A 26239-nucleotide genomic window follows, 5' to 3' on the forward strand; every position below is an offset into this window, starting at 1 on the left:
CCGATAACACAATCACACAAGGAGATCACCATGACAACCCATATACCTGAATTTATCCAAGGGCGCGAAGCCCGTAGTAGAGATCGCATTGGAATGATTTGCATCAGCCCGTATCCTGAAGGATCGGGACAAGATAAAGCTTGGATCGCCGGGTGGGAATATGAAAATGATGAAAAATGGTTCGAGGAGTACGGAGTTAACGAGTGGCACACGCTCAATAAAGCGGCGCATTACTCAAGAATTACCCGAGGACAACTCCACGATTATGTAACAAAGGGAGAATTTAATGTCATCAACATTGGGCAGTGGAAGTATCGGATGCACGGAAGCGACATTAAAAAAATTCGAGACAGTCGTGGCAAGGATGCCAGCAAGCCTTGCCCCTGCGGTCGCTGCGTAAATGACGCATAGAAATCACGCGCAGGAGAATCAACATGGCTCAACGAACTACTACACTCACACCCAAGACAGCAGTTTCTGCGAGCCCTGTCATGCCTCACAGCGTGGAAGCCGAAGAAGCCGCGATCGGCTCGGTGTTGATCAACCCGGATGCCTATTTTGAACTCGCGGTATTTTTGAAGGCTGAGGATTTTTACATCCACCGCCACCGCTTTATCTGGGAGGTTTTTGCCCGCCTGCACGCCTCCCGCAAGCCTGTGGACCTGCTCACTGTCGCGGACGAACTGGAGCGTGACGGCAAACTTGCGGAAGTGGGTGGGTCTGCCTACCTGACTTCGTTGATCAACCAGGTCCCGACCTCGCTCAACGCGGAAGCCTATGGACGAATCGTGCAGGAACATTCCACCCGCCGCAAGTTGATATTCGCCGCCAACATGATCGCGTCGCTGGCATATAGCAGCGACCCCATCACGGATGTAACCTCCAGCGCAGTCATGGAACTGGAAAAAGCGGTCACCGATGCGATGGGAACGGGGCTGCGTCACATGACCGTGCCGTTTTCGGCGATGTACGACCAAATGGCGGACGCCTCCGAAAAGGGAATCGTTCCCGGCATCCCGACCTGCATCGGCAACCTTGACGTATTGCTCAAGAACCTGAAAGTGGGCGTGTATGTTGTGGCTGGGCGGCCGGGGCAGGGCAAGACCGCATTCAAACTCAGCGTCGCCAAAAACGCAGCCATGCAGGGTTATCGTGTGGCGGTCTTTTCGCTGGAGATGCCCAACGAACAGATCACCCAGCGCCTCACCGCCAACGAAACCGGCATCCCGCTCGACAGGATCCAGAGCGGGCAATTGACGCAGGAGGAGTGGGAGAAGGTCAATGCCGCCGCAGAAACCTTCGAGAAACTGCCGATCTTTATGGACGATACCCCCGCGATCACGCCCGCCCAGATCGAAGCCCGCTGCCGCCGCCTGATCATGCAGCATGGACCGCTCGACTTGGTGGTGGTGGATTACCTCCAGATCATGGGCATGGATGGCAGGAGCGCCAATCGCACAGAGGAGGTCAGCGCGATCTCACGTGGGTTGAAGACTGTCAGCCGCCGCCTCAACGTCCCCGTATTGGTGGGAGCGCAACTCAACCGCGAATCCGAGAAGGAGGAACGCCGCCCACGCCTGTCCGACCTGCGCGAAAGCGGAAGCATCGAAGCGGATGCCGATGTGGTCATCTTCCCCTTCGAGGAAGACAGCGTAGAGACGTTGATCGTCGCAAAACATCGCAACGGTAAGAAAGGAGACGCAAACGCAAGCTTCGTGAAACAACTTACCAAATTTGAATAGGAAAGAGTGACAATCCACAAAATTCTAAAAAGGAGAATTACTTAACAAATGGACGCCTTGGACGGCAAATTACCGCAAAATCTTATTCACACATGGGAATGGAGCATATAAAGCATGTACGCCAAATACTGCCTGGCTTCAATCCACGGGACTATCCTGCACGACACAATGGAGGTTGGGTGGAATGAAAACATGCCCGACTTTGTAGCCTCAAAATTTAAGATGAAGACCGGTCCGCAATCCCAGCCCCTGACGATCTACGTTGCAGACAGGCGGATTGCATTGGAAGTGTATGCTTGGAAAAAAGCAATTGCCTTTTTGGATATGGAAAATCCACGCATCACGGTATCGGTGTCCGCTTCGATCCTGGCCAGGGGGGAGGCGGCATTACTTTTTGTCAATGAGATTGCATGGGGAACTCCCTTTCGGGATGTTCGCGTCCTTGCCGAAAAATTGCACGACAGCATGGTGTCGGGCGAATTCAAAGATTATAAGGACTTGGAAACCCTCCAATTTGGTTAGGATCGAGCGAATAACCTATCGACCAATTTCGATCAATGTCCCCCAGAAAAGAACCCCGTAAAAATCTGGGGACAAGTAGGAATAAATCAGCGCCAGCTGTTTGAAAAACTTGTTTGGAGTTGATGCATTATGACGTATGGAAAAATGAGCGATGCAGAGAAGGCATTAATCGCGGTTTCAAAGGATAAAAAGATTGAAACCGCGCTTCTTTCTTGTGCCACGTGCGGGGCCACTACGGTCGAATTGACCTGGCTGGATTTTTCAACGAAGGGCTTGGAATCGTCAGAAAGAACCGCGTACAACACCTTGAATCGTCTGGCGGGTTCGAGCGGTGGCTTTCCTCCACTGCTCGTAAAATCGACTGAAACAATCGCGGGTCAGCCAGGCGGACCCAAGAAAGTGTATCGCCTGACGAAGTTTGGGCTGGAAATTCTCAATAAGATTTCGCCTGAATTGACGATGCGTTATCTGGACGAACCGACCGACATTGCGCTGCGCCATCGCTACTGTCAATTGGAGGTGTATGTCCTTGCCCGCAAGCAGGGCTGGGATGCGGAAATCGAAAAGGTGCTTCCGTATCGGGATGCGAGGGGTACGGATCGAAGCCTGCGCTGCGATGTGGTTCTTCAAACGACGAACGGTCCCTTATACGTGGAGATAGAGCAAAAACTGAATAGGACAACATTGCCCCGCGCGCAAAAAAAACTGGAACACTGGCATGAATATTCTGTTGCTACAGGGGAACTGCCGCATCTGATGTTGTTTTTCAATCTCGACCTGCGAAGCCGGGACAAAACAATGGAGATGTGGATGGAGGCGTTGTGGAAGGTGAACAAAGGTGGAGAGATTCAATTTCCCATCTCGTACCTTCTGATGTCGAACCTGCGCGGCACGGAGAGCTTGCAGGAGGATCTCGAGACATCTACCATGACACTTGCGCCGAGAGCTCCCATCAAAAAGGGGAATGTCCATTCGACCTCATGGCAGCCTCATCCGATCATCGCCCCGCTGTTGGAAGGCATGGAGGACATCCTAGCGGATCAAATGGCGATCAAGCGCGAGTTGCGCGACGAGGATTATCTGGGCAAGGAAGACATGAGCGAACCGGGTGCGAACGTGGCGATGCTGATGAGGGCGGCAAAGTATATCTACGACGCCAGCGGGGATAGCAAAACATGGAAAGAAAAGTTCAAAGACCCGGTCCGCTCCCTGCTTCTGCTGCGGTATTACCTGACGCGCGAGCCTAACCTTGAGATGTACGCGGCGCTGCAGGAGGCTTTCAAACAGGCGGCAAACAAAGGGGTCACCCTGCAAAAGATCCAAATGAGCGCCGCGATCCAGAATGTGTTTCTGTCGCATTTCTATATCGGCAGGGACAACCAGTTGAATGTCTGGTTTATCGTCCCGAATTTTGAGGACAAGAAGGGGGGGTACAAGGTCCAGGTTAATTTCGACCAATATGATGGTTTCATGGGTGCGCATGGTTTGACCGCAGATCACTTGTCAGCCCTGGAGTGGATGCTGTCGAGTTTATTCATTTATCCCGATTTCTTGGGACTGACAAAAGATCTTTTACCAGGCAGCGTGACGGAAGAACAAGACGATTAAACAGTCTTGACGGGAGTGGCAATCCAAAAAATATTATGGTAATATTTGCGTTGCAATGTTCAGGGTGCCCCCCTCACCCTGGGCATTGCGCTTTAAAGCGCGATTTGTCTTGTTGTAACTTAACCCATAGTTTTGCCGTTTTGGCAAAACTATGCTTCCAGACGGGGGATTTTGCAAATGGCACTCACTCAGGGAGTTTCCCTGTCAACTTCAGCTCCTCCAGCTGGATAACAACAATCAAGTTGTATCTTTAACAGAAAGGTTGTATCCTATAACAATTGGGTTGTACCCACACAGCTTTGCAAAATAAATAGTCTTTCGTCAACACAGGTCAAAGTTGTCTTTTTTTCAAAATACCCACCAAGCCCCATCCGACAAATTCACCGCTTTAGACCATTTTTCCTGTATACTTATCAACATAACCCCATCGACCAAACCAATCAGACTTGCCCATCAAAAAAGCGTATATTATTCAGGGAGAATTATTTGTCAAAGCGACAGCAAAAAGGTTGCGTTTACCTGATTTTCGATATTCCCAACACACTTTTTCGCATGTTGGTTCACGCTGTCTCCATTCCCATCGCAGCCTTCCTCATGCCTCTCCACAAAAAATACGCGCCTCCCATTGCGGTGGTGTTTATCATTCTTTCCTGCTGTTTTTGCTGGTCCGTATCCTCCTTGTCACCATCTGATAATACAGCTGCTCGTCCAGAAAACACGCCTAATGCGGCGCTCTCACAGGATGACGCCATGCAGACCGCCTGGGCATTGATCACCCAAACCGCCAGGGCAAACCAGCCCCAACCTTCCAACACTCTTGTGCCGACTCTCACACCGCCTCCCACCGAAACACTCCTGGTTCTTGCAACCCCAACCCAGAACTTGCCTTCGAACCCGACCTCAGCGCACGCCTGTATCCGCGCCCAGGAGCCCCAATACGCCATGGTTGTCAGCATCACAGACGGCGACACTATCAGAGTCCTGCTCGATGGGGAAGTGATCCCGCTTCGCTACATCGGCATGGATACTCCCGAAAAAAATGAGCCATTTGGCAGCGAAGCCTCACAGACGAACAGCGAACTGGTCGCCGGAAAGGACGTGATCCTCTACCGCGACGTCTCCGAACGGGATGCCTTTGACCGCATCTTGCGCTTCGTCTTCGTGGGTGACACATTCATCAACCATGAAATGATCAGGCAGGGATACGCGACCGCATTCCGCTATCCACCCGATACATCCTGCGCGGCCGTGTTCGAACAGGCGGACAACGAAGCACGTGCCACAGGCATGGGCATGTGGCAGGCGCAGGCGACTTTCGAAGCAACCGCACCCGAAGAAACGCTTGTGATTACCTTTGTCAATAAAGTGGCGGAATACGCCGACATTCAAAACCAATCCAGCGAACCGATCAATCTCGCAGGCTGGCGTCTCGTCTCCGAAAAGGGAAGCCAATCCTGTACTCTCAGCGGCATCATCCAGCCCGGCGAAACCCTCCGCGTCTGGGCGGGACCGGGGGCTGGCGAGGGATTCAATTGCGGCTTCGGCAGCAACATCTGGAACAACAACGAACCCGACCCTGGCGTTCTCTACAACCCGCAAAACATCGAGATCAGCAGGTATCCATGACCATCCCCTACCGAGCCCTTATCAGCAAATGGAACTGTACCGACGCGCGCTAATGCCAATCCGTGCGGTAGCAACCTTCTCTGACTCTGCGGAGTCGCCAACCTCGCCTTCTTTGGTGGAAACGCAAACCAAAAGGTGCTGATCTAAACAAAGTTCGAGGCGTTTTTATTACATCAAAATTGCCATGTCTCATATTCGACAAATCGGTCGCTTTCGCCTATACTTAAGTAAGAAACCCCGCGAGACTGGCATCCCGCGAGGCGAATGAACTACGCGATTGCGGCGCGTAGCGGACAGGGTGATAATAGCACAATCCCACCGCCCGCGCAAATTGATGCGCAGGCTTTTTTGTTTTATTGACTTGATCGTCCTGTGCACCATGAGGAGTTATGGGAAACAAAGAAGCCAAGGCAAGAATCAAAATCAATGAACTGCTCAAAGAGGCGGGGTGGAGATTTTTTGACGCGCCTGAAGGCAGGGCGAATATTGTCCTTGAGAACAACGTCAAGATTACAGAGAGCCACGTCGATGCGCTTGGGGAGAATTTCGAAAAGGCGAAGAACGGATTTGTTGATTTTCTGCTGTTGGATAAGAAAAGTTTCCCGCTGATCGTTCTGGAGGCAAAATCAGAGGATAAACATGCGCTGGCGGGGAAGGAACAGGCACGGAAGTATGCCCAGGCACAGCACTGCCGTTTTATTATTCTGTCCAACGGTAATTCGCATTACTTTTGGGATACGCAGCGCGGCAACCCACAGCCAATTACAAAATTCCCCTCCCCTGATTCTTTTGAGAGCTATTCCAAGTTCACGCCCAACCCGCAAAGCCTAATTCGGGAAGTTGTCGAAAGTGATTATATTGTCCTCACACAAGATCACAATTACAAAGCCAATCCTTCTTGGAAATCAGACCCCAAGCTTCGCTTCCTTCGTGAATATCAACTCAAGGCCATTAAGGCAATTCAAGAAAGCGTTAAACAAGGTAAAGACCGCTTTCTGTTCGAAATGGCAACAGGGACAGGAAAAACACTTGTCTCTGCGGCAGTCATCAAGCTGTTCCTGCGGACAGGCAACGCGCGGCGGGTCTTGTTTTTGGTGGACAGGCTCGAACTGGAAAACCAAGCCAAGAAAGCCTTTGTCGACTATTTGAAAACAGATTATCAAACTGCCGTTTACAAGGAGAACCGCGATGACTGGCGCAAGGCTGAAATCGTTGTTTCAACCATTCAGTCTTTCATGTCCAAGAATAAGTACAAGCGTATTTTCTCGCCAGATGATTTCGATCTCGTAGTATCTGATGAAGCGCACCGCAGTATCGGCGGGAACAGCCGCGCTGTGTTCGAGTATTTCATCGGCTACAAACTCGGTCTCACCGCCACACCCAAGGATTACTTGAAGAACTTCGATCCTGAAAACCAAAACGACCCGCGCGAATGGGAGCGGCGTGTTTTGATGGATACCTATAAAACCTTCGGTTGTGAAAATGGCATACCAACCTATCGGTATTCGTTGTTGGATGGCGTCATAGAAGGCTTTCTCATTAACCCTGTCGTGGTGGATGCACGCACCGATGTCACTGCCAAAATGCTTTCCGATGAAGGGTATGCCGTACTTGTTCCCAGGGAAGAAGAGGGCGAAAACGAGGAAAACAACGAGGAGGTTGAAGAAACTTTCATCCGAAGTGACTTTGAGAAAAGGTTTTTCTCCGATGACACCAATCGCGTCTTCTGCGAGACTTTTCTTCAACATGCCCTGCATGACCCCCTCAGCGATGAGATCGGGAAAGGCATCGTCTTTTGTGTCAGCCAGACCCATGCTTCAAAAATCACCCAATTGCTGAATGAGATCGCGGACAGGATGTTCCCCGGCAAATACCAATCCGATTTTGCCGTTCAGGTCACTTCATGGATACCCGACGCCCAGCAGTTTGCCATCAACTTCTCGAACAACAACCTGCGCGGATCGGCAAACTTTATCGAGAGCTATAAAACCAGCAAGGCACGCATCTGTGTGACTGTCGGCATGATGACCACGGGTTACGACTGCCCCGATATTCTCAATCTGGCTTTCATGCGCCCCGTGTTCTCACCAACCGACTTCATCCAGATCAAGGGACGCGGCACGCGCAAGCATGAATTCACCGAGCAGATCACCGACCCGTTATGGAAGAAAAACATTGGCACACAACAAAAAGATAAGTTCAAATTATTCGACTTTTTCGCCAACTGTGAATACTTTGAGGAAGACTTCAATTACAACGAAGTCTTGAAGTTGCCGCGCCTGGGCAGAACTGGAGGAACGGGCGGCGAGGCAGGCGCAGGCGGAGTTTCCTATGTCGTGGAAGGTTTTGAAAGCACATTGCCCGATGCCATCAAGTCCGTGCGGGAAACCGCCATTGGACCTGAAGGCATGCGCGTGGACAGGATGTACTTCCAGAAGTTCGAGGAGCAGATCAAGCAGGATGACTTTGCTGTACAAAAAGCCGAAGCAGGCGACTTGGAAGCCATCATCAAGCACATCGAGGAAAATATCTTCGATAAGCCTGAGGAGTTCTTCAACCTTGAAAAACTACGCAGGTCTTTGAATATTGACCGCCGTGTTACTCTGCGCGAGATCGTGGAAGTCATCTTCGGGCTGAAACCTTATTTCAAGACCAGGGATGAAATGCTTGATGAAGAATTTGACAAATTCGATAGCCGTTTTATGCCTGATGAAAAGCAATTTACGCCAGCCAGGAATTTCTTCAAGACCTATGTCCTTGAGCCTGATTTTCGCAGTAAAGTAAATGAAGGAGATTTTGCCTACCTCATGGGAAGCCATGCTGGCGGTGAGTCTTTACGGAATTTGACGATAGAATTACGAAATAAGATCATCGAGTATATAAAAGATTATGTATCATTCAATCAGTTTGTATAACCAAAGGAACATAATCCAATGGAATCAATTAACTTATTCAAATTACCTCCAAAGGTGTTTATTAGTTATTCTCATGCAGATAGAGGCTTTGTAGAAAAGCTGGCACATGATTTAGCCCGAAATCAAATTCTTGTGTGGTGGGATGAATGGGAAATTAAAGTTGGTGATTCTTTACTTCAGAAGATTGAAGCTGGTATAACAACCACATCCTATCTTATAGTTGTGCTTTCTTCTACTTCCGTTGCTTCAGTGTGGGTACAAGAAGAACTTCGAGCGGCACTAACTAGGCAGTTACAAGAGAAGAGAACTATCGTACTTCCAGTACTGTTAGATAACTGTGAAATACCCTTGTTTTTAAGAGACAAAAGATACGCGGATTTCAGAGATAACTACGATTCTGGATTTAAGAATTTGATACATGCTATCAACTCTCCTGACGTGGGTGTTCAAGGAAGAGAAGAAATAAAAGAATATTTTAACGATTACGCCATTGATTGGCATAGAAAAGACGGTTTGTATGGCTTCAAAGTTGAATTAACAAGTCACAGTCCTAAATTACCCTATTCTGTTAAAGCTAACATTACTGCCAATACAAATGATAAATTGTCTGCTCGCTTAGATCAATATATAGTCGCAGGATTTTCATGGGTGATTCCAAGTATGTTAATGATTCAAATCACAGATGCAATTTCAATAAAACCACCGATACTATACATTGAGGATGTATAGTGGATAAGGAAATTTAGACACAAAAACGGGCATAATTAAGGTGCAGTTTCTGGAGAAAACCATGCCCAAAAGAAAACGCCTATCAGCTCTTCAAAAGGCACAAATCGTCTTGGAAGTCATCCGAGAAGACAAAAGTGTGGCACAGATCGCGACCGAAAACAGCGTTCATCCGAACCAAATCCACAAATGGAAAAGACAAGCGCTGGAAGACTTTGCCCAACTCTTTGAGGATGATCGCAAAGGCGAACGCGCTCGTGAAGCCGAACATGAAAAACAGATCAACGAACTGTATGCCGAGATTGGGCGATTGAGCGCTCAATTATCATGGCTGAAAAAAAAATCTGGCTTCAAATTTGAGTAGAGCAGAGCGACTGGAAATGTTGGAAAAAGACAACCCAGAAATGCCGCTGAAAACACAGGCAGATCTACTTGGGATCAGTTACTCAAGTCTGTTCTATGAGCCTGTGCCGCCTTCCGCGCGAGAGTTGGCAATCAAACGGCGCATCGATGAAATCTACACAGCTTGTCCATTCTACGGCTCACGCAAAATCGCCGTTCAGTTGCATCCTGAGTTTGGTGTTTCGCGCCCAACGGTGCAAGCCTATATGCGCGAAATGGGCATTTTTGCCCTGGTTCCAGGTCCGCACACAAGTACACCTGCCCCACAGCACCAGATTTATCCATACCTGCTGCGAAACGTGACCGCCGCGCGTCCCAATCACATCTGGGGCATCGACATTACCTACATCCGACTTCAGCATGGCTGGCTGTACCTCACGGCAGTGCTGGACTGGTATTCTCGCTATGTTCTGAGTTGGGCGCTCAGTCAGACCCTGGAGATGGAGTTCGTGCTAACCGCCGTGGACAATGCTTTATTCCAAGCCAAGCCTGAAATCTGGAATAGCGATCAAGGTAGCCACTTCACCAGCCCGAAATATTTGGAGCGCCTACAGCGTGAAGAAATCAAGATCAGCATGGATGGACGCGGACGCGCCGTGGATAACATTTTCACTGAAAGATTGTGGCGCACCATCAAGTACGAAGAAGTTTATCTGCATGAATACGCCAGCCCAAAGGAGGCTCATCGACAGCTCGCCAATTACATCCGTTTCTACAATTTTCAACGTCCCCACCAGGCGCTGGATTACCTGACGCCCGCGCAAGTGCATGGGGCTTGCAAGCCCCATGCACTTGCAGTAGACTCAACCTTAACAAATCACTCCACCTTAAACTAACCCTTTTTCAACTCTAAAGAGTCTTATCCACCTCAATGATAAGATAACCGAAGAAAATTTCGGAGTCGCTGATCCCAAACATGGTACAAGTACTAACATTAAGATTGAAGCAAGGAGATTAGGAACTGACACCGGTGATGATATCTTATATGAATGGGGATCAATTTTTGGGTATATTATGGAAAAGCATGTTGAGAAAGTTAGAAATGCAATTTCTCAAGAAGAAATGAATAAATGGAAGCTATGGTTTAGCTCAAATCCAATAAAGCCACTATGAACTGATGGGAGAATAATGTTAGATTCCGAAACCAAACGCCGTATTGACTCTGCCCGCGACATTCTCGTGGGCAAAGTGCCTGATCCGAAAAGCCAGGTGGAGCAGATCACCATTGCGCTGGTCTACAAGTTCATGGACGATATGGACAGGCAGTCCGTTGAGTTGGGCGGGAAGGCGAGTTTCTTCAAGGGTGAGTTCAAGAAGTATGGCTGGGGCAATATCTTTGACCCGCGTTTGGGCGGCGTGGAGATGTTGAATCTGTACGGCGAAGCCATCACGCGCATGAGCCAGAATGCGAACCTGCCCGAACTCTTTCGGAATATCTTCAAGAATGCCTACCTGCCCTACCGTGACCCCGAAACGCTGAAATTATTTCTCAAGACCATCAACGACTTCACGTATGACCACTCTGAAAAGTTGGGAGATGCTTTCGAATATCTGCTGTCAGTTCTCGGCTCGCAGGGAGACGCGGGACAATTCCGCACGCCGCGTCATATCATCGATTTCATGGTGCAGGTGGTCGATCCGAAAAAAAACGAGACGGTTCTTGATCCCGCCTGTGGCACGGCTGGCTTTCTGATTTCGGCATACAAGCACATCGTCAATCAAGCCCTCACCCCAACCCCTCTCCCTCAGGGAGAGGGGTTGGGGGTGAGGGAAGGGAGAGGGGGACTCAGCGCGCAGGACAAGCAAAGGCTGTACGAAAATTTCACAGGTTACGACATCTCGCCCGATATGGTGCGGCTCTCGCTCGTCAACATGTATTTGCACGGCTTCGTCAAACCGCAGATCCACGAATACGACACGCTTGCCAGCGAAGAACGCTGGAACGATACCGCCGATGTGATCCTTGCCAACCCGCCGTTCATGTCGCCAAAGGGCGGCATCATGCCGCACAAAAAGTTTTCGGTGCAATCGAACCGCAGTGAAGTGTTGTTCGTGGATTACATGGCGGAGCATCTCACGCCAAACGGACGCGCCGCCATCATCGTGCCCGAGGGCATTATCTTTCAATCGGCTGGGGCGTACAAGCAATTACGCAAATATCTGATCGAGCATAATTTCCTGTGGGCGGTGGTCTCTCTGCCTGCGGGTGCGTTCAATCCATACTCAGGCGTCAAGACTTCCATTCTGTTGTTGGATAAGTCGCTCGCCAAAAAGACTGACAGAGTTCTGTTTGTCAAAGTCGAAAACGACGGATTTAGTTTAGGTGCGCAACGCAATCCGATTGAAAAGAATGACTTGCCACAGACCCTAAAGGTCTTGAAGTCATTTAGGGCTTCGATACTGGATGGAAAACTCGCATCTTTCGCCCCCGAAACTGGTTCTGCTTTACTGGTTTCAATTTCCAAACTGGAGGAGAACGACTACAACCTGAGCGCTGACCGTTACCGTGAAGTGATTCGTGTTGGAAAGCAGACTCATCCAATGGTTGCAATTGGTGATATTTGCACATTTGAATATGGCAAACCACTAAAAGCAGAGAACCGTATTGAAGGCGAATATCCTGTTTTTGGTTCAAATGGAATTGTTGGTTATCACAATGAATACTTAATCGAAGCTCCATTTCTTGTTGTTGGCAGAAAAGGCTCTGCTGGCGAAGTTCATTATTCAAACAAGAATGGTTTCCCGATTGACACAACTTTTTATGTCAAATTAGAAAATGAAGACAAAGTAATCCTAGATTATTTATTTCATGTTTTGAAAAGCCTTGATTTGCAAAGTGTAAATACACAAGCAGGCGTTCCTGGCTTGAATCGTAACGATGCTTATAAAATCCAAATCCCCCTGCCGCCTCTCGAAGTCCAGCGTCAACTCGTGGATGAAATCGCCGCCCATCACCGCATCATAGGTGGCGCACGACAGGTCATTGAAAACTGGAAGCCTGATATTGAACTTGAATTTGATGAAAATTGGGAAGTGGCAAAACTCGACAACTTGTGTGAAATTGTGCGCGGTAGTTCTCCAAGACCAAGAAGCAATCCGAAGTTTTATGGTGGAGGTATTCCAAGACTTATGGTTGCTGATGTCACAAGAGATGGTATGTATGTAACTCCATCAATTGACACCCTGACTGAAGAAGGTGCAAAGCAAAGTCGCCCAATGAAAAAAGGTGATTTGGTTATGGCAGTAAGTGGTCAGCCTGGGGTTTGTGCAATTTTGGCAATTGACGCATGTATCCATGACGGTTTTGCTGGCTTTAGAAATATGAATCAAGAAAAGATACTGACTGAATATGCTTATCATTATTTGATGAGTCAATTGGATACAAATAATAGCCAATCTGTTGGAGCAGTATTCAAGAACTTGAATTTAGACCAATTACGTCAATTCGATATTCCTCTGCCGCCGCTGGAAATCCAGCGCGAAATCGTCGCCCGCATCGAGTCCGAGCGCGCCATTGTCCACGGCAATCGGGAGTTGATCCGCTTGTACGTGGAGAAGGTCAAGAAGGTGATAGAGAGGGTATGGGAAGGGTAAAGATGGCAACAAGAAGTTCTGGTGGATTTATTGGATGAATTGAGGATTAATGAAATCGATTCTGGATGCCGCAAAGATTTTACAAGAATTCGAGAAGGATTCGCTTACTAAGCATGTCTCGGAAATAGAACATACACTTGTGGGTTCTAGTTTTGAATCTTTCAATTCTGCTTATGCTGCTCTTGAATTAAACCCCAACTTGTTGGACGCTGCTATTTCCTTGAAGCGGGTTGCAGGGCAGATAAACGTTTTAATCCACGCGACAGGCATCTTGCTTTCACTGCCCCATATCTTGCAAGAAGGGGAAGTCATTGAAACTTTATCGCTTGGCGCGGGCAACACTGGCAAGAAATTCGATCTGGAAACCAATCAACGTATTGCTGAATACAAGTTTATTAATTGGCAGGGAGGCGCTGAAGTTATACGGCAGAATTCGCTTTTTAAAGATTTCTACCAAATGGCTGAGCACGAAACTACAAAGAAAAGATACTTGTATGTTATCGATACAAAATACCCCATGAAATTTTTCAATAGTGGACGGGCTTTAACAAGTGTAATGAGCCGCAATATCAAGCTGTGGTCTGATTTTCAAAAACGATATAGTAATCGGTTTACTATAGTGCGTGAGTATTATGAGTATCGAAAAACTACCGTTCAGATAATAGATATTGCAGAGATAGTTCCTGAGCTTGTAAATCACATAGTAGAGGAAAAATGAATCTCGAAGAAGCCAGGAATGTTTTGTGGTAAAAAAAATCCACACCAGCATCGAGACCGAGCGCACCATTGTCCACGGCAATCGGGAGTTGACCCGTTTGTATGAGGAGAAGGTCAAGAAGGTGATCGAGAGAGTGTGGGAAGGGTAATAGAAATACAATAGTGGAGGAACCAATGCCAGAAATACTAACTTTTGAAAATGCTCTTCAACTAGCTGGCGACCCAACAAGAATCAATCTAGTGATGGGAAATGGTTTCAGTAGGGCTCTGCGAAATGATATTTTTTCCTACGATGCTATTTTGAATAGCGCTGATTTCAGTCGCTTATCAAGAAATGCAAGACGGGCTTTTGATGTGCTAGGAACCACTGATTTTGAATTTGTTGTACAAACACTACGCAATGCAGCGCTACTAATTGAATTGTACTCACGCACTAATCGTAGGCTTGCTAATAGGCTTCGGCGAGACGCTGATGGTTTGAAAGAAGTGTTGGTTACAACCATTGCTCAAAATCATCCTGACCTTCCTTCCAGTATTTCATCAGACGCATATGCAAGCTGCAAAAGGTTTATGTCACATTTCAATCACCTATTCACCACGAACTACGACTTGTTACTTTATTGGACACTAATGCAATCTGAGATAGAACCACAAATAAGATGTGATGATGGCTTCAGAACACCTGAAGACGGTCCAACAGATTATGTCGCCTGGGAGCCCGAGAAAGGCTATGACCAAAATGTCCATTATTTACATGGCGCATTACATTTGTTTGATGCGGGCACAGAAATCCAAAAATACACGTGGGTCAACGTGGGAAAACCATTGATTCAGCAAATCCGAGAAGCCCTTGAACAAAACTATTTTCCTTTGTTTGTGAGCGAAGGGGATAGCGATAAAAAATACACAAAGATTCAACACAGTGCATATCTTTCCAAAGGTTTCAGAAGCCTAGTCAGTACTACAGGAGTTTTATTCACTTATGGATTATCTTTCTCGGAAAGTGATAACCATATTGCAAAAGCGATCGAAAAAGGGAAATTCAGCGCATTAGCAGTAAGCGTGTACGGAGACCCTAATTCGCCAACAAATGCAGCAATGATTCATAAAACTAACACAATTGCTGCAGGTAGACCTCCCAAGAAGCCACTGGCCGTAATATTCTACGATGCTGCATCAGCTCATGTTTGGGGGTAATTATGCAATTCAGAGATGCCACTTATGAAATTTCCTTACCGCCGCTGGATGTCAGGCGTGAAATCGTCGCCCGCATCGCGAAGTCCCCGCAGGGGGAGCGCGAGCGGTCCATTGTGGAGGGGAATCGTGAGTTGTTCGGATTTATGCGGAGAAGGTCAAGAAGGTGGTAGAGAGGGTGGGCGAAGGGTAAAGCTATGTTTTAGCCAATTACTGATATCTTCAAATGTATAAATTGTTGAGGGCAATTGTCCTACGATTATTGACAGAGGGGCGCTCCATGAATCAGGGGTATTGACTTAACTTTTCCTTCGTCTTATCCTAAAAACCATGAAAAAACTAATCAAATCACTCACGATCCTTGTGATCGTTACACTGCTTTCGCCCTGGCTCGGCTTTGCCGCGCGCGGCGCATTTCCGTTCGACAAGCCCGAATTCAAGGAACTAACCTATTACCAGCTCCTGGAATGGCGCTGGTGGGACTATCAGCGCCTGGCGCGGGAATACCGCCTGCAAAATCCGCACAAGCCTGTGAAGCGGCTGGGCAAGGAACGCCCGCTAGACTACGGCTACTCCACCTGTTTCTGGCTAGAGACGACGATCAAGTTCGGTTATGGTCCCGTCCAATCGTTTCACTATGCTCTGGCTGGATTGAACGGCATCCCTCCGTCCCCGACGCACTCGTTTCCCACCGAGGTCACATATTCGAACTTTCCCGCCAAAATGTGGGAGGCGTATGAGACCCTGATCTGGCACAATTTGGATCGCTACGGAACAACACCATCCCGTGAATGCTGGTCAAGGAACAACATTCCATCGGCGGAGGAGTTCGACGAAACCATTGCCGCGTTGAAGGAGCGCGTGGCGGAATTGGACGAAAAGATGGTTATTTACATTTCTGCAAACACCACCGAAAATCCTTGACAGAATAAGACATACAGATAAAATTGAGCGCGTGATGCAAGTTCCTGAATGGGATCATTGTATCAATTTCCAGAATCGAATAACCCAGTTGGCATAAGCCCCTTCAGCCCGAAGGGGCTTTTTTGTTTCCAAATTTCACGAGAGGAGATCATGAAAAAAATACAACACATTGCATTTGCGTTTCTTGTTGCAGTATCCGCACTTATTGCGGCGCCGTCCGCCTACGCCGCGACGGGGGACATTCTTGTCCCTTTCCAGGAGGATCAAGGCCGTTGGGCTGACGCTGTTTGCGCTTCGATGACAGAGGGGGGATGCCTGTACTTCCGGGAACACGAAGCAGCTGCCGCGTGGACGATCCTTAAAGAGGCGGGAACGCTCGGCATGAACGTCAGTTTTGTCGAGCGGATTGTTGTTCTAAATGGCGGACTCGAATTGTGGCGGCTCGAACTGGTTTTGCTCATGCCAGACCGCTTGGAATCGCTTGAAGTCTATGCCACCGTCGAATCCAATTCCCACCGGATTGACCGCGTGGTCATGGTGGATGGACGCCTGGTGGCTGGAATTGAAGAATAGCGATGGAACTTGTGCTTCCGAAGGAAAAATTACAAAAGGCGTCGATCATCCTGCTGGTCGTCATTGGACTGGCTGCGATTGCGTTTCGTGTGAACTGGGGCGGTGCGATGGATGGATTGTTTTCGCTCTTCCAGCCCGCCGTCCATGCGGGTGAGTTCGAGGATGAACCCGCCCTGTCCGCGGTGAAAGCGATCTTCGCACCGGGCGCGGACCAGTCCGCATGGGAGGAATCTGTTTGCGCCAACATGACCAAAGATGGCTGCCAGATCTTCAAGACGATTTATGCCAAGCCGCTTTTTGACATGCCGCGCGGAGGGGTTTCTGTGACTTTTGTGAAGGTTGCGGACGAACTCGATGACGGGACAAAGGTATGGCTGATCAAGGTGGTTCCGCCTGACGGAAACCCCATGCCCGTTTACGCCCATGTCTCCCAAAACGAATCGGGAGACTGGGTTTTGATTCGCGTTTTGTTCGATCAGGAGACGGAGAAATATGCAAACCCGACGCCGTAGCATCCTTCAAACTGTAATTTGGATCATTCAAGTATCCGCGCTTGTCGCTCTTTTTGCGCTGCTCAGTATTGGTCAGCAGGTGGGGGCGCAGGACAGCCAGCCTCCTTCGGGAGCCTGGAGCGAGGTCGTAAACTCCGACGGCTCGATCAATTACGCCAACCTGACCGATAACGGCACTGTCACCCAGGTGCAAACCTGGATGCCCACCGTGCTCGGACAGCCGATCCCGGCGACATACCATGTGTACACGACCCCGACGGGCAACCAGGTGTTGATGCCCAGCGCCACCACGTTGTTTTTCATGGCGTCGAACCCCTCCGAGTCTGGATTTCTTTCCGCCGCCTCGACCCTGGGGACCGGCGGACCCAATGCGGGCGCGGATGCCCCGACCGGTATTGCTGGTATAGGTTCCGTTTTTGGAGCGCTCCTTGGCAACCAGGGCAGCGCCGAGATGATGCAAATGATTTCGGCGGCGGGAAACAGCGGCGCGACAAGCCCTGAATCATTTTTCTCCGCCCTGGCGAGCGGGCAGACGAGTATTTGGAGTTTGAATCCTGATGGGCTGTTCAACTTCCTTTCCAGTTTAGCTGACCCATCATTGAACGACCTCAATCTATATACCTACATGCTGCTTTACACGCCCGGCTCGTGCGCCCTCTCTCCCGCAGGCTGTACGGCAGAGCAGCTTGCCTTGCTGTTGACGCCCCCTCCTGTAGCCTCGGCGCCTCCGCCTGGAGCAACGCCTTCGCCGCCCATCCAATGCCCTGAGCCCCGTGTCATTCCGGGCGCGATCACATTCAACGGCTCTAAGACCGCTCCAAACTATCCATTGGTGGTTGGACAGGATCCAACCCAGCGGGGCGTCGACCTGCAATTCTCGGCATCCGTCGCTCCCACCGTGTACATCTCTTACGAATTGGAAGAGGTGAATGACTGTGTTTACAGTTTAGGGTCTCCAGCGGCAAACGGGTGTGGAGCGAATTACCGATTGGAACATGTAGATTGGACTTGCCGCGAAGTCCGTCAGGAATTTCCCGAATGCATCGCGTCCGCGCGAGGCGCGGCATCGCTGTCCCAGGAGTCCCGCAACTGGATCCTGCATGAATTATCGAATCGTTATCCCGGCGCCCATTTGAAAAATCCGGATATTGGTTTCTCTTCGGCCAGCTCCTGTGTTTGGAGAGCGTCCGAGAATAACGTGCAAACTGCCGATCCTGGAACTTGGAATTTGGTGGTCCGCGGAAACACTTCCGGCACGTCCGTATCCGCCCCGCGCAGTTTCAGCGGCAATGTGGACACATTCGACGTATGGCTGAAAGAGACCGCGATCATAAGATGATCTATCGAATCCTCATAAACGGGGCTTCGACGATGATCATCTTCATCCTGATGATGTGCATGGTTATGAGCCTGCTTATCCTTTTGGAACCCTCCTTGTTTGCGACATGGACATTCTGACCGAACGCCTGATCTGGGTGATCAATGGTTTCCTCGTCATCGTGTTCTCCGCGGCGGGGAACTTGTACGCGATCCTGCTGGCGGTCTCGTCGCTTTTCTTCGTATCGACCGCGCCGCGTGAGCAGCGTACCTGGACCATAGCCGCATCGGTCCTGTGCGTGATCGCCAGCCTGTCCTCCCCTGCGCCCGCTCCATTGTTCCTATTGGTGATGTCCGCAATGGGCTGGGGGGCTTTGTACATCGAGAAATTCAATCGAATTTCCCAGAGGTGGACGGCGGTGAGGGGGCAGGCGTTATACGCCCTGCTTTCCCTGGGATATGCCGCGTGGAAGGCGATGGGACTTGGCTCGACTCCGCTGACGGGCGATCCCGCCCTGGCGCAGGGATTGGGCTATCTGAATATGCTGGCAGGGATCGCCCTGTACGTGTATCCCATCGGGTTTATGGGGTGGGTTGCCCAATCGATCTGGGCGCATCCGCCGTCTCCGTCCAGTCCGGAAGACCTGATCACCCAGGTTCGCGCAAGGGGCAAGGGATAGTCAAATGATACAGATCCTCGACAACGGCCTTTCCTTCGATGCGGGCGGAAATTTTCGATACGCATGGTTCAAAGTCCAGAAAGGCGCAAGGACCTTCTTTCGCTGTGTCGCCCTGCGCGAGCTGGCGGTCATCCCTGTGACGGACCGCGAGAAGTACGACCTTCTGGGCAAACAATGGGGCGCATTGCGCGGGCTGCATAACGCTGGCGTGAATTTTGTGTACACCGCGATGGGCATATACAAACCCGAACACGTGGGAATCGTGCAATATTACGGCGCCGCGGGCGAAGGGAACGACGAAGCGGAAGCCGCGGATAAGGCTCTGGTGGGCGCGTCCACCGTTACGGCGGTACTTGCCAACTTCCCCCAATCGAAACTTGCGCTGCCCAATTCGGACTGGCTGCGCTGGTATTTGGAGTTTGTCACCTTGAAAAGCAGATATATTGCGGCGATCCTCGGTCATCCCGACCCGCGCCAGGGACATAAAGGTTCGGGAGCGGACGGCTCCTCGGCAGACGATGGTGATGCGGATCTGGCGAGCGAGCAGAACGAGATTCTCTTTCGCGGCCTGTCCAAGCTGTCACAGAACTTCGTCTACCAAATCCTGGCCGAACACATCCAGCGCCCGCTCATGTCGAGCGCGCTGGTCAGGATTGCGGAAATCGCGTCCAATGTCGCCTCGCGGCGAAAAGGCACGATCGGTTTCGGCTTCAATCTCAGCATCCCGCTGATGGCGGCTTTGGGCCAGTCTCAAAGCGCCGGGGTCAGCGCCATACAGGGACAGTCGCAATCCGTCTCGGAGGGCGCGTCGCATGGGTGGGGGCACAGTCACAACCGAGGCGAATCATTTTCGGAGACGAATACCCACACGGTGGGCTCGTCGGAGTCATGGGGCGAGACCCAGGGCGTGAACCAAGGCGTGGCGAACTCGAAGGGCACGTCCCACACCGAGACAGAATCGCACAGCACCATGTCGAGCAGCACATCAGGGAAAAGCAATACTCAGATGGCGGGAGGCGGGTGGTCGCAAACAGATAGTGTGAGCGGAAGCGTAAATCTTGGGCAATCCATCATTGGAGACATTCCATTGATTGGAAACCTGGTTCAGGGCGTTTCGATCGGGGCGGGTCAGGCGAACGGCGTGTCGGGTTTCAGTTCAAACGGCACAACGACAATGTCCTCCTCGACAAGCGGTGAGTCCCACGGACATGCGGTCAGCAGGGGCACCATGGAAAGCGAAACCAACTCGAAGGGAACCAGTGAAGGAAAATCCCACACGATTACGCAGTCCGAATCCAACTCGCATTCGGTAAGCCGCGGTACAAGCGAGAATTGGGGCGAGAGTGAGAGCTGGGGAAAAAGTTTTTCCGAAGGGAGATCGGTGTCGGACGCCTTCGGACGTTCCTCCGCGGAAGGCGTGATTGGGGCGTTGTCCACCGGGCTGCTTCCCGGCGTATCGATCAACCGCTCCTACATTACGGAAGACGATGTGGCTGAACGGTTGACCGAAGTATTGCGGCGGCTTGAATCGGTCGTCAACCAGGCGTCCCTCGAAGGCGGCTACATGACCAACGCCTGGATCTTCACGGATTCCGATGTCGGTTCGCAGGCGGCGGACGCACTTGTGCCGCAGGCGTTTCACGGCACGAGCGTGCCAACCCCGGTGATGACGATCCGTCCGGAGGAGTCGGATGAAGGTTTGCTTCGAACGCACGCTTTTTCCTTCACTCCCTGGACGACCATCGACGAGGAAGATCCCTTTGGCGGTTTGATGTGGACCAAGTACGCCACGCTGATCACCGCAAGCCAGCTTGCTGCTTACACCGCGCCCGGACTGTTCGAGGAAGGCATTGCCAGCACGGTCATGGCGGAGATCCCAAAGGGCATGGGATTCGATCCTGCGATGCTCGGAGATGTGGTCATCGGGCATCAATACTCCCCGGAGACGGGCGAATTGACGACTGCGCAGGTGCGGCTTTCCCCGGAGAGTTTGATGCACACCATGGCGGCGGGCGACACCGGCTTTGGCAAATCCGTTGCCATGATCCGCATGGCGTATGAAACCACTCTCCGCTGGAAATTGCGGTCGGTGGTGCTCGACTTTGGCGCAGGCTGGAGGCAGCTGCTCAATGCGCCGGGTTTGGAAGGGCATGTGAACATCCTGCAATTGTGGCCGGACGCGGCCCGCCCCATGCGTTGGAATCCGCTTCAAATCGGGCGAAACATTTCCCCTGAAACCCAATGGCGCGCGTTCGCGGATGTATTTGGCGGGATTGCAAAGCTCGGCGTAAAGCGGCAGAAACAGGAATTGCTCGAAGCGCTTCGCACGGTGTACCTGCGGGAAGGCGTATTGGTGGATGATCCGGATAATAAGAAGCCGGTGGTGGATCGCAGCGAAGCCAGCGTAATTGGCGTAAAGCCCGGTCTGAGTGTCCGCGACCTGCCTGCGCGTCAAAAGCAGGAACTTGCCGTATTTCGGTCCTCGAAAATCGGATTGAGCCACCTGTACGACGAGGTTGGCAACAAGCTGGCAAAAGCCAACCCGCGCGACACCACCCTGCAGGGCGTTCTGGAAGGCATCATTTTTCGTTTGAATCCGCTTGTTCAGGGATCTGCCAAGCGGCAATTTGCGCCCGGACCGGACGTCATTCCGGTGGAAGACCTGTCCAAACCGTGGGGGATCACCATCATCGAGGGCGGCATGTTCCTGGACGACTTCGGCAAGGCCTTCCTGCTTGGCTGGACAGGCTGGCATCTGTACATGGACATGGTTGCCCGCCGCGTGCATGAGGTGAACCTGGATGAGCCGATCCTTCAAATTTTTTACGAGGAAGCCAACAAGATATTCGTAAAGGACAGCGGGGCAGGCGACGAGTCGGGCGGCGTCTCCGCGACCCAGCGTTTTGCGGATATGTTCCGCGACGCCCGCAAGTACAAAGCCCGCCTGCATGTGATCACCCAGGCGCCGCACCTGATCGCGGACGATATTATCTCCTCCTGTTCCAACGTGATGATCAACTTCATCAAGGACTCGAAGGACAAGGACATCGTGCTTTCCGCGCTGGCTCGTTCGGAAAAAGGCTTCCGCGACGAGGAATGGCGGCGTTTCATCGATGACATTCCGATCGGCATGACCATCGGGCGTTTCCCGTATACACAGGATCGCACAAAACAGAGACCGTTTTTGTTCCGTCCGTTGATGCTGGACGTGCCGGAGCCCGCGGATGCGGAAATCGAAAAAAAACTTGGAGGCATTCGAATATGAGGCCGAATAAATCTATCTTGATCCTCACTACGGGCATCCTGTTGATGGTGTTTGTTTTGTTTTCCTTTTTCAACTCAGTCGTTAGAGACACAAACGACATGAAAAACATTTCCTTTACCACAGCGACGCCCGAAACGCCATTGTCCGGTACTGGGTGGTGGTCGTCCATGCCCACGCCGATCCATGTCGCGCCCGACCCACAGCGTATTAACCAGGAACCATAGAGGAGCTTATGAAAACACAACCAAAAAAGCGTAACAGCACCTTCTTTTTCACAAGCGCGGATTCTCCCGATGCAGCGACGATTTTGCGGCGGATGACGCAGAGCATTAACCTGCCGGTACTCGGACTGATCGTGAAAGTGAACGAAAGGGACGAGGTCCTAAACGTCGAACTGGCGGATGAGCACACGGTCAAATCCCTGGCCATCGCCAATGCGCCAACCCAGGAATAAATCATGAATATCAAGGAACAACCATGAAAAAACTATTTCCACTACTCATGGCGGGGCTGTTGTTTTTTGTCGCCTATATTATCCTGCTTCCCGAACCGTCGAGGCGGGTGGCCGTGGCGACCCGCGACCTGAAGGCGGGACACACGATTCTCCAAGGGGACGTCGAAGTACGCGCAGTTTCGGCGGACATGCTGCCCCCGGACGCCATTCCGAATGCCGATCTGGTCATCGGGCAGCCGCTGCGCATCGATCGCGGTCAGGGCGACGTGATCCGCGCCTCCCAGTTGGGAACCCTGCTGAACCTCGAACCCTATGAGCGCGGGGTGTCCCTCTACATTACGGACGCCACAGGAGTAAGCGGCGTATTATCGCCCGGACAGCTCGTTGGCGTTGTGGCATCGATCCCGCAGGACGACGCGAATAATACGGGCATGTATTCCAAGGCAACCATCGAGGGGCTGCGCGTTCTGTATATTGATCCGCGTTTTTCCGCAAGCATGGAGGCGAACGTTGTGCCATCCAATGCGACGCCCCAGGCGGGCGGCAATCTGCTGACAGGGGTAAACACGAACGACCGCGCGCGGGAGGGATCGGTTGTCCTGGCGGTTGACGTCAATATGAAAACCGTGTTTTACGATTTCTCCACAAACGGCGGCATATCCGAGACCCAATCCGTGAATGCCCTGGAACTGCTCTCCGCGCTGAACACCATGCCGGGCGCCACCGTGACGTTGTATCTGATGCCGGGCGAGAACGCCGTCCAATTTACCAGTCCAGGGCTTTGGCTTCCCGACCTGGTCAAAACGCCGCAACCAACTCCCACCCATTCGCCCACACAGCCGGGCGGCGTGATTTATATCACCGCCACCCCCAGCCCGTAGGGAACAGAGAAGGAGGTTGAACCATGACTGGCTGGGGCATTCAACAGCAAGGCAATAGCGTTGGGCAGGATGCGCCTGTCAGCGTCCTGCTTGCGCACCGCGATATGGGACACAGCATGACCTGGTATCAGGGGCTGCAGGTGGACGCGAGATTCCGCATCACCAACATGGCAACCGACCCGCAGGATTTTCGGGTCAAGCTTGCATCCTCCCCGGAGGTGATCCTGCTGGACGCCACCATCTTCGATGGACCGCAGCCGCTGGTGGAGGCATTGACTTCCATCGCCGGGTCGGTGTACCTGATCGTTCCTCCATCGGTAAAAGAGGAGGCGATAACGGATTTCAAATCCATCCCCTCGGTGAAGCACGTATTCGTTGGCGATGTCAACCTGGCAGATTTTCAAAATCGCGCATACGCCGAGGCAAGCGCTCTTCGGCGATCCGCCCCATCCGTCGCGCCTACAGCGTGGGCGGGCGGACGCAGCGGCGGCAGCGCGATTGGCGGACTGCGTATCATTACCGTCTGGAGTCGATCCGGCGGGACGGGCAAGACCACCATTGCAGGCGCATTGGCGCAGGCAGTGGCAAGGAAACAATTGAAATCCCTGCTGATCGGACTGGGAAGCCCGGATGTATTGCCGCTCGTGATGGGGTTGCAGCCCGAACCGAACATCACAAACTGGATCGCGAATCCATCGGATGACGGCTTGCGTGCCAGCCTCCAACCGCTTGGCGACTTGCATGTGATTGCTGGCTTTCCCGACATTATCTCCGAGTCTCACGGGGATCGCCCTGCCGAACAAAAAGGTTCCCTGTCCGAATTGGTCACCTCCGCCGCGTACAGCGGGTATGCCTCGATCGTTCTCGATACCCCGTCTGCCGGGCTTGCGCCTCGCGCCATTTCCGCCGCCAACACCTGGCTGATGGTCGCGCGCCCAACAATTGCAGACGCCTGGGCTTCGGTCGAGGCCTTCCGCATGGTCACCCAGCGCTCGGCGGGGCAGCACAGGATCATCCCCGGCAATATATTCGTTGTGTTGAACCAGCGTACGAACGGCATGATGACTGCGGATGAATGGCATCGCGCTGCAGACTCCGCCTGCCGAAAAATGGGATTGGCGGTTGGGTTTCCGCCGGTGGTGGCCACAATCCCATATTCCCCCGAGGTTGGGCTTGCGCAGGACAATGGCCGCCCGGCGCTGGATGCATCCGATGAATTCGCGCGTCCAATCCACCGCCTGGCGGACATGCTTTTTGGCGGTGCAACGGCGGAGAATGCCATATCCCAGGGAAAGCGCGAATCGGGTCAGGTGCTTCGCCTGGGACCGATCAAGATAAGGACAAAATAACATGAGCGCTGGCTGGAGCACCGCTCTGGAAGAGATTACCGAAGCGGATCGCAAGCGGATTGTGGATGACGTGTCCGGGCAGTTGGGCGCGATGTCGCTCAGCGAGATGCGGGGCGACCGCGAAAAACTGCTTGCGCGTGTGATGCCGCTGGTCCAAACAACCTTGAACAGGATTGGCTTGCGGACCATGGATATCGAAGGTATTGCCCGCGAAGTGGTGGCGAGGATCGGCGGTCTCGGGTTTCTCGAGCCGCTCCTGCGGACCGACTCGGGTCTGTCGGAAATTACCGTTACCCCTAATGGGGAAGTATGGCTCTTGAAGAAAGGCGCCCCACATTTCGAGAAACATCCCATCAAACCGAAGGACACCGAGGTGTGGCGGGCGGTCGAAACATTGCTTGCGCCGCTGGGAAGGTCTGTCTCCGAAGCCTCGCCCTCGGTCGATGCGAAGATTCCCCGCCAGGAGGGGCTGGCAGGCGGCGCCCGCGTGAAGATCATTCATCCCGTTGTAGCGCCGGGCTTGGGGTTCCCGTCGATCAATATCCGTCTGTTCGAGCCGAAACCGGTTCCGCCTGAAAAACTGATCGAATGGAAGGTTGCCCCTGCGCCTGTGATCGATGGTTTGGTCAAGGCGGTTGGGCGGGGGCTGCGCGTGCTTGTGATCGGTGGGACCGCGTCCGGTAAAACGACGCTGCTCTCAGCCTTGTGTTACGGCATTCCGCGCGATGCGCGTGTTGTGAAAATCGAAGACCCCGAGGAGATCTGGCTGAACCATCCGCATGTTGTCACCCTCGAAGCGCGTCCTGCGCAGGTGGGATCGAGCATTGCGCCGTACTCCCTTGCCTCGGCGGTGGACGACGCCATGCGCATGTCCCCGAAGTGGTTGATCGTGGGGGAGATGCGCAGAGGCGACGCGGTGGCGGCATTGTTTCGCGCCCAGATGTCCGATCATCCGGGACTGTCCACGTTTCACGCCGAAGGGCCGGAGACTGCGGTCATGCGCCTGAACCTGCTGCTGGCGGCGGATGTCGGTATCCGCGCGGAAGCCGCCAAGGAAATGTTCTGCCAGGCGGTGGACATGATCGTGCAGGTCGGCTGGCAGAACGGGAAACGCGCCATGATCGGCGTGTGGGAGGTTGAAAAATCGCTCAAGGGCGGGAATGTGCAATTCCGTCAATTGTACAAAGCGGGCGACGACGTACTTCAGCCGGTTGGAATCGAACGGCGCGTGTAAGGGA

The 26239-nt window shown here is 52.0% G+C and carries 25 protein-coding genes; all 25 read left to right on the forward strand.

Going from position 1 to position 26239, the window contains the following annotated elements; translation table 11 throughout:
* Positions 1-30 precede the first annotated feature (30 nt).
* The 25 genes from QY332_10130 to QY332_10250 all read left to right on the forward strand — a co-directional run bounded on the left by QY332_10130 (position 31) and on the right by QY332_10250 (position 26235).
* Positions 31-411, forward strand: coding sequence for a hypothetical protein (locus QY332_10130; GenBank protein ID WKZ38286.1), 381 nt, complete (start codon positions 31-33; stop codon positions 409-411).
* 23 nt (positions 412-434) lie between these two features.
* Entirely contained in the window at positions 435-1742 is a 1308-nt protein-coding gene (gene dnaB / locus QY332_10135) for a replicative DNA helicase (GenBank protein ID WKZ38287.1), read from the forward strand.
* 192 nt (positions 1743-1934) lie between these two features.
* Positions 1935-2264: a hypothetical protein gene (locus QY332_10140; GenBank protein ID WKZ38288.1), complete on the forward strand. Its 330-nt coding sequence runs from the start codon at positions 1935-1937 to the stop codon at positions 2262-2264.
* A 129-nt stretch (positions 2265-2393) separates the two neighbouring features.
* Complete coding sequence (locus QY332_10145; GenBank protein WKZ38289.1) at positions 2394-3872, forward strand: hypothetical protein; 1479 nt, start codon at positions 2394-2396, stop codon at positions 3870-3872.
* Between the two features lie 750 nt (positions 3873-4622).
* Positions 4623-5498 (forward strand): thermonuclease family protein, encoded by an 876-nt coding sequence (locus QY332_10150; GenBank protein ID WKZ38290.1) that lies wholly within the window; start codon positions 4623-4625, stop codon positions 5496-5498.
* A gap of 389 nt (positions 5499-5887) precedes the next feature.
* The gene (locus QY332_10155; GenBank protein WKZ38291.1) at positions 5888-8413 is read left to right on the forward strand and encodes a DEAD/DEAH box helicase family protein; all 2526 of its coding nucleotides are present in this window, start codon (positions 5888-5890) and stop codon (positions 8411-8413) included.
* An 18-nt stretch (positions 8414-8431) separates the two neighbouring features.
* Positions 8432-9142, forward strand: coding sequence for a toll/interleukin-1 receptor domain-containing protein (locus tag QY332_10160; GenBank protein WKZ38292.1), 711 nt, complete (start codon positions 8432-8434; stop codon positions 9140-9142).
* A 61-nt stretch (positions 9143-9203) separates the two neighbouring features.
* On the forward strand, positions 9204-9503 hold the full coding sequence (locus tag QY332_10165) for a transposase (GenBank protein ID WKZ38293.1): 300 nt from the start codon (positions 9204-9206) through the stop codon (positions 9501-9503).
* 16 nt (positions 9504-9519) lie between these two features.
* Positions 9520-10377, forward strand: coding sequence for an IS3 family transposase (locus QY332_10170; GenBank protein ID WKZ38294.1), 858 nt, complete (start codon positions 9520-9522; stop codon positions 10375-10377).
* A gap of 292 nt (positions 10378-10669) precedes the next feature.
* On the forward strand, positions 10670-13135 hold the full coding sequence (locus QY332_10175) for an N-6 DNA methylase (protein ID WKZ38295.1): 2466 nt from the start codon (positions 10670-10672) through the stop codon (positions 13133-13135).
* A gap of 49 nt (positions 13136-13184) precedes the next feature.
* Entirely contained in the window at positions 13185-13853 is a 669-nt protein-coding gene (locus QY332_10180; GenBank protein ID WKZ38296.1) for a hypothetical protein, read from the forward strand.
* A gap of 25 nt (positions 13854-13878) precedes the next feature.
* Entirely contained in the window at positions 13879-14001 is a 123-nt protein-coding gene (locus tag QY332_10185) for a hypothetical protein (protein WKZ38297.1), read from the forward strand.
* Positions 14002-14026: 25 nt separating this feature from the next.
* A complete protein-coding gene (locus tag QY332_10190; protein ID WKZ38298.1) occupies positions 14027-15049 on the forward strand; it encodes a DUF4917 family protein in 1023 nt (340 codons plus the stop codon).
* Between the two features lie 2 nt (positions 15050-15051).
* The gene (locus QY332_10195) at positions 15052-15219 is read left to right on the forward strand and encodes a hypothetical protein (protein ID WKZ38299.1); all 168 of its coding nucleotides are present in this window, start codon (positions 15052-15054) and stop codon (positions 15217-15219) included.
* 157 nt (positions 15220-15376) lie between these two features.
* Entirely contained in the window at positions 15377-15970 is a 594-nt protein-coding gene (locus QY332_10200; GenBank protein ID WKZ38300.1) for a hypothetical protein, read from the forward strand.
* A gap of 150 nt (positions 15971-16120) precedes the next feature.
* Positions 16121-16543, forward strand: a complete 423-nt coding sequence (locus QY332_10205; protein ID WKZ38301.1) for a hypothetical protein — start codon at positions 16121-16123, stop codon at positions 16541-16543.
* Positions 16544-16545: 2 nt separating this feature from the next.
* Complete coding sequence (locus QY332_10210) at positions 16546-17055, forward strand: hypothetical protein (GenBank protein ID WKZ38302.1); 510 nt, start codon at positions 16546-16548, stop codon at positions 17053-17055.
* Positions 17036-18394, forward strand: coding sequence for a hypothetical protein (locus tag QY332_10215; protein ID WKZ38303.1), 1359 nt, complete (start codon positions 17036-17038; stop codon positions 18392-18394). Before QY332_10210 ends, QY332_10215 begins: the two co-directional genes overlap by 20 nt.
* A 106-nt stretch (positions 18395-18500) precedes the next feature.
* Positions 18501-19052, forward strand: a complete 552-nt coding sequence (locus tag QY332_10220) for a hypothetical protein (protein ID WKZ38304.1) — start codon at positions 18501-18503, stop codon at positions 19050-19052.
* 4 nt (positions 19053-19056) lie between these two features.
* Positions 19057-22317: a serine-rich protein gene (locus QY332_10225; protein WKZ38305.1), complete on the forward strand. Its 3261-nt coding sequence runs from the start codon at positions 19057-19059 to the stop codon at positions 22315-22317.
* A 98-nt stretch (positions 22318-22415) separates the two neighbouring features.
* Positions 22416-22541, forward strand: coding sequence for a hypothetical protein (locus QY332_10230; GenBank protein ID WKZ38306.1), 126 nt, complete (start codon positions 22416-22418; stop codon positions 22539-22541).
* A gap of 8 nt (positions 22542-22549) precedes the next feature.
* A complete protein-coding gene (locus QY332_10235; GenBank protein WKZ38307.1) occupies positions 22550-22771 on the forward strand; it encodes a hypothetical protein in 222 nt (73 codons plus the stop codon).
* 23 nt (positions 22772-22794) lie between these two features.
* On the forward strand, positions 22795-23652 hold the full coding sequence (locus tag QY332_10240; protein WKZ38308.1) for an RcpC/CpaB family pilus assembly protein: 858 nt from the start codon (positions 22795-22797) through the stop codon (positions 23650-23652).
* A 23-nt stretch (positions 23653-23675) separates the two neighbouring features.
* Entirely contained in the window at positions 23676-25001 is a 1326-nt protein-coding gene (locus tag QY332_10245; protein ID WKZ38309.1) for a ParA family protein, read from the forward strand.
* 1 nt (position 25002) lies between these two features.
* Positions 25003-26235, forward strand: a complete 1233-nt coding sequence (locus QY332_10250) for an ATPase, T2SS/T4P/T4SS family (GenBank protein ID WKZ38310.1) — start codon at positions 25003-25005, stop codon at positions 26233-26235.
* Positions 26236-26239 lie beyond the last annotated feature (4 nt).

This window comes from Anaerolineales bacterium (genome assembly GCA_030583885.1).
Classification (GTDB): domain Bacteria; phylum Chloroflexota; class Anaerolineae; order Anaerolineales; family Villigracilaceae; genus Villigracilis.

Coding starts and splice junctions, on each gene's coding strand:
- QY332_10165 (WKZ38293.1), top strand. CDS start 9,204: ATGCCCAAAAGAAAACGCCTATCAGCTCTTCAAAAGGCACAAATCGTC.
- QY332_10200 (WKZ38300.1), top strand. CDS start 15,377: ATGAAAAAACTAATCAAATCACTCACGATCCTTGTGATCGTTACACTG.
- QY332_10160 (WKZ38292.1), top strand. CDS start 8,432: ATGGAATCAATTAACTTATTCAAATTACCTCCAAAGGTGTTTATTAGT.
- QY332_10175 (WKZ38295.1), top strand. CDS start 10,670: ATGTTAGATTCCGAAACCAAACGCCGTATTGACTCTGCCCGCGACATT.
- QY332_10225 (WKZ38305.1), top strand. CDS start 19,057: ATGATACAGATCCTCGACAACGGCCTTTCCTTCGATGCGGGCGGAAAT.
- QY332_10130 (WKZ38286.1), top strand. CDS start 31: ATGACAACCCATATACCTGAATTTATCCAAGGGCGCGAAGCCCGTAGT.
- QY332_10245 (WKZ38309.1), top strand. CDS start 23,676: ATGACTGGCTGGGGCATTCAACAGCAAGGCAATAGCGTTGGGCAGGAT.
- QY332_10180 (WKZ38296.1), top strand. CDS start 13,185: ATGAAATCGATTCTGGATGCCGCAAAGATTTTACAAGAATTCGAGAAG.
- QY332_10250 (WKZ38310.1), top strand. CDS start 25,003: ATGAGCGCTGGCTGGAGCACCGCTCTGGAAGAGATTACCGAAGCGGAT.
- QY332_10230 (WKZ38306.1), top strand. CDS start 22,416: ATGAAAAACATTTCCTTTACCACAGCGACGCCCGAAACGCCATTGTCC.
- QY332_10205 (WKZ38301.1), top strand. CDS start 16,121: ATGAAAAAAATACAACACATTGCATTTGCGTTTCTTGTTGCAGTATCC.
- QY332_10150 (WKZ38290.1), top strand. CDS start 4,623: ATGCAGACCGCCTGGGCATTGATCACCCAAACCGCCAGGGCAAACCAG.
- QY332_10240 (WKZ38308.1), top strand. CDS start 22,795: ATGAAAAAACTATTTCCACTACTCATGGCGGGGCTGTTGTTTTTTGTC.
- QY332_10220 (WKZ38304.1), top strand. CDS start 18,501: ATGGACATTCTGACCGAACGCCTGATCTGGGTGATCAATGGTTTCCTC.
- QY332_10155 (WKZ38291.1), top strand. CDS start 5,888: ATGGGAAACAAAGAAGCCAAGGCAAGAATCAAAATCAATGAACTGCTC.
- dnaB (WKZ38287.1), top strand. CDS start 435: ATGGCTCAACGAACTACTACACTCACACCCAAGACAGCAGTTTCTGCG.
- QY332_10215 (WKZ38303.1), top strand. CDS start 17,036: ATGCAAACCCGACGCCGTAGCATCCTTCAAACTGTAATTTGGATCATT.
- QY332_10190 (WKZ38298.1), top strand. CDS start 14,027: ATGCCAGAAATACTAACTTTTGAAAATGCTCTTCAACTAGCTGGCGAC.
- QY332_10235 (WKZ38307.1), top strand. CDS start 22,550: ATGAAAACACAACCAAAAAAGCGTAACAGCACCTTCTTTTTCACAAGC.
- QY332_10210 (WKZ38302.1), top strand. CDS start 16,546: ATGGAACTTGTGCTTCCGAAGGAAAAATTACAAAAGGCGTCGATCATC.
- QY332_10140 (WKZ38288.1), top strand. CDS start 1,935: ATGCCCGACTTTGTAGCCTCAAAATTTAAGATGAAGACCGGTCCGCAA.
- QY332_10170 (WKZ38294.1), top strand. CDS start 9,520: ATGTTGGAAAAAGACAACCCAGAAATGCCGCTGAAAACACAGGCAGAT.
- QY332_10195 (WKZ38299.1), top strand. CDS start 15,052: ATGCAATTCAGAGATGCCACTTATGAAATTTCCTTACCGCCGCTGGAT.
- QY332_10145 (WKZ38289.1), top strand. CDS start 2,394: ATGACGTATGGAAAAATGAGCGATGCAGAGAAGGCATTAATCGCGGTT.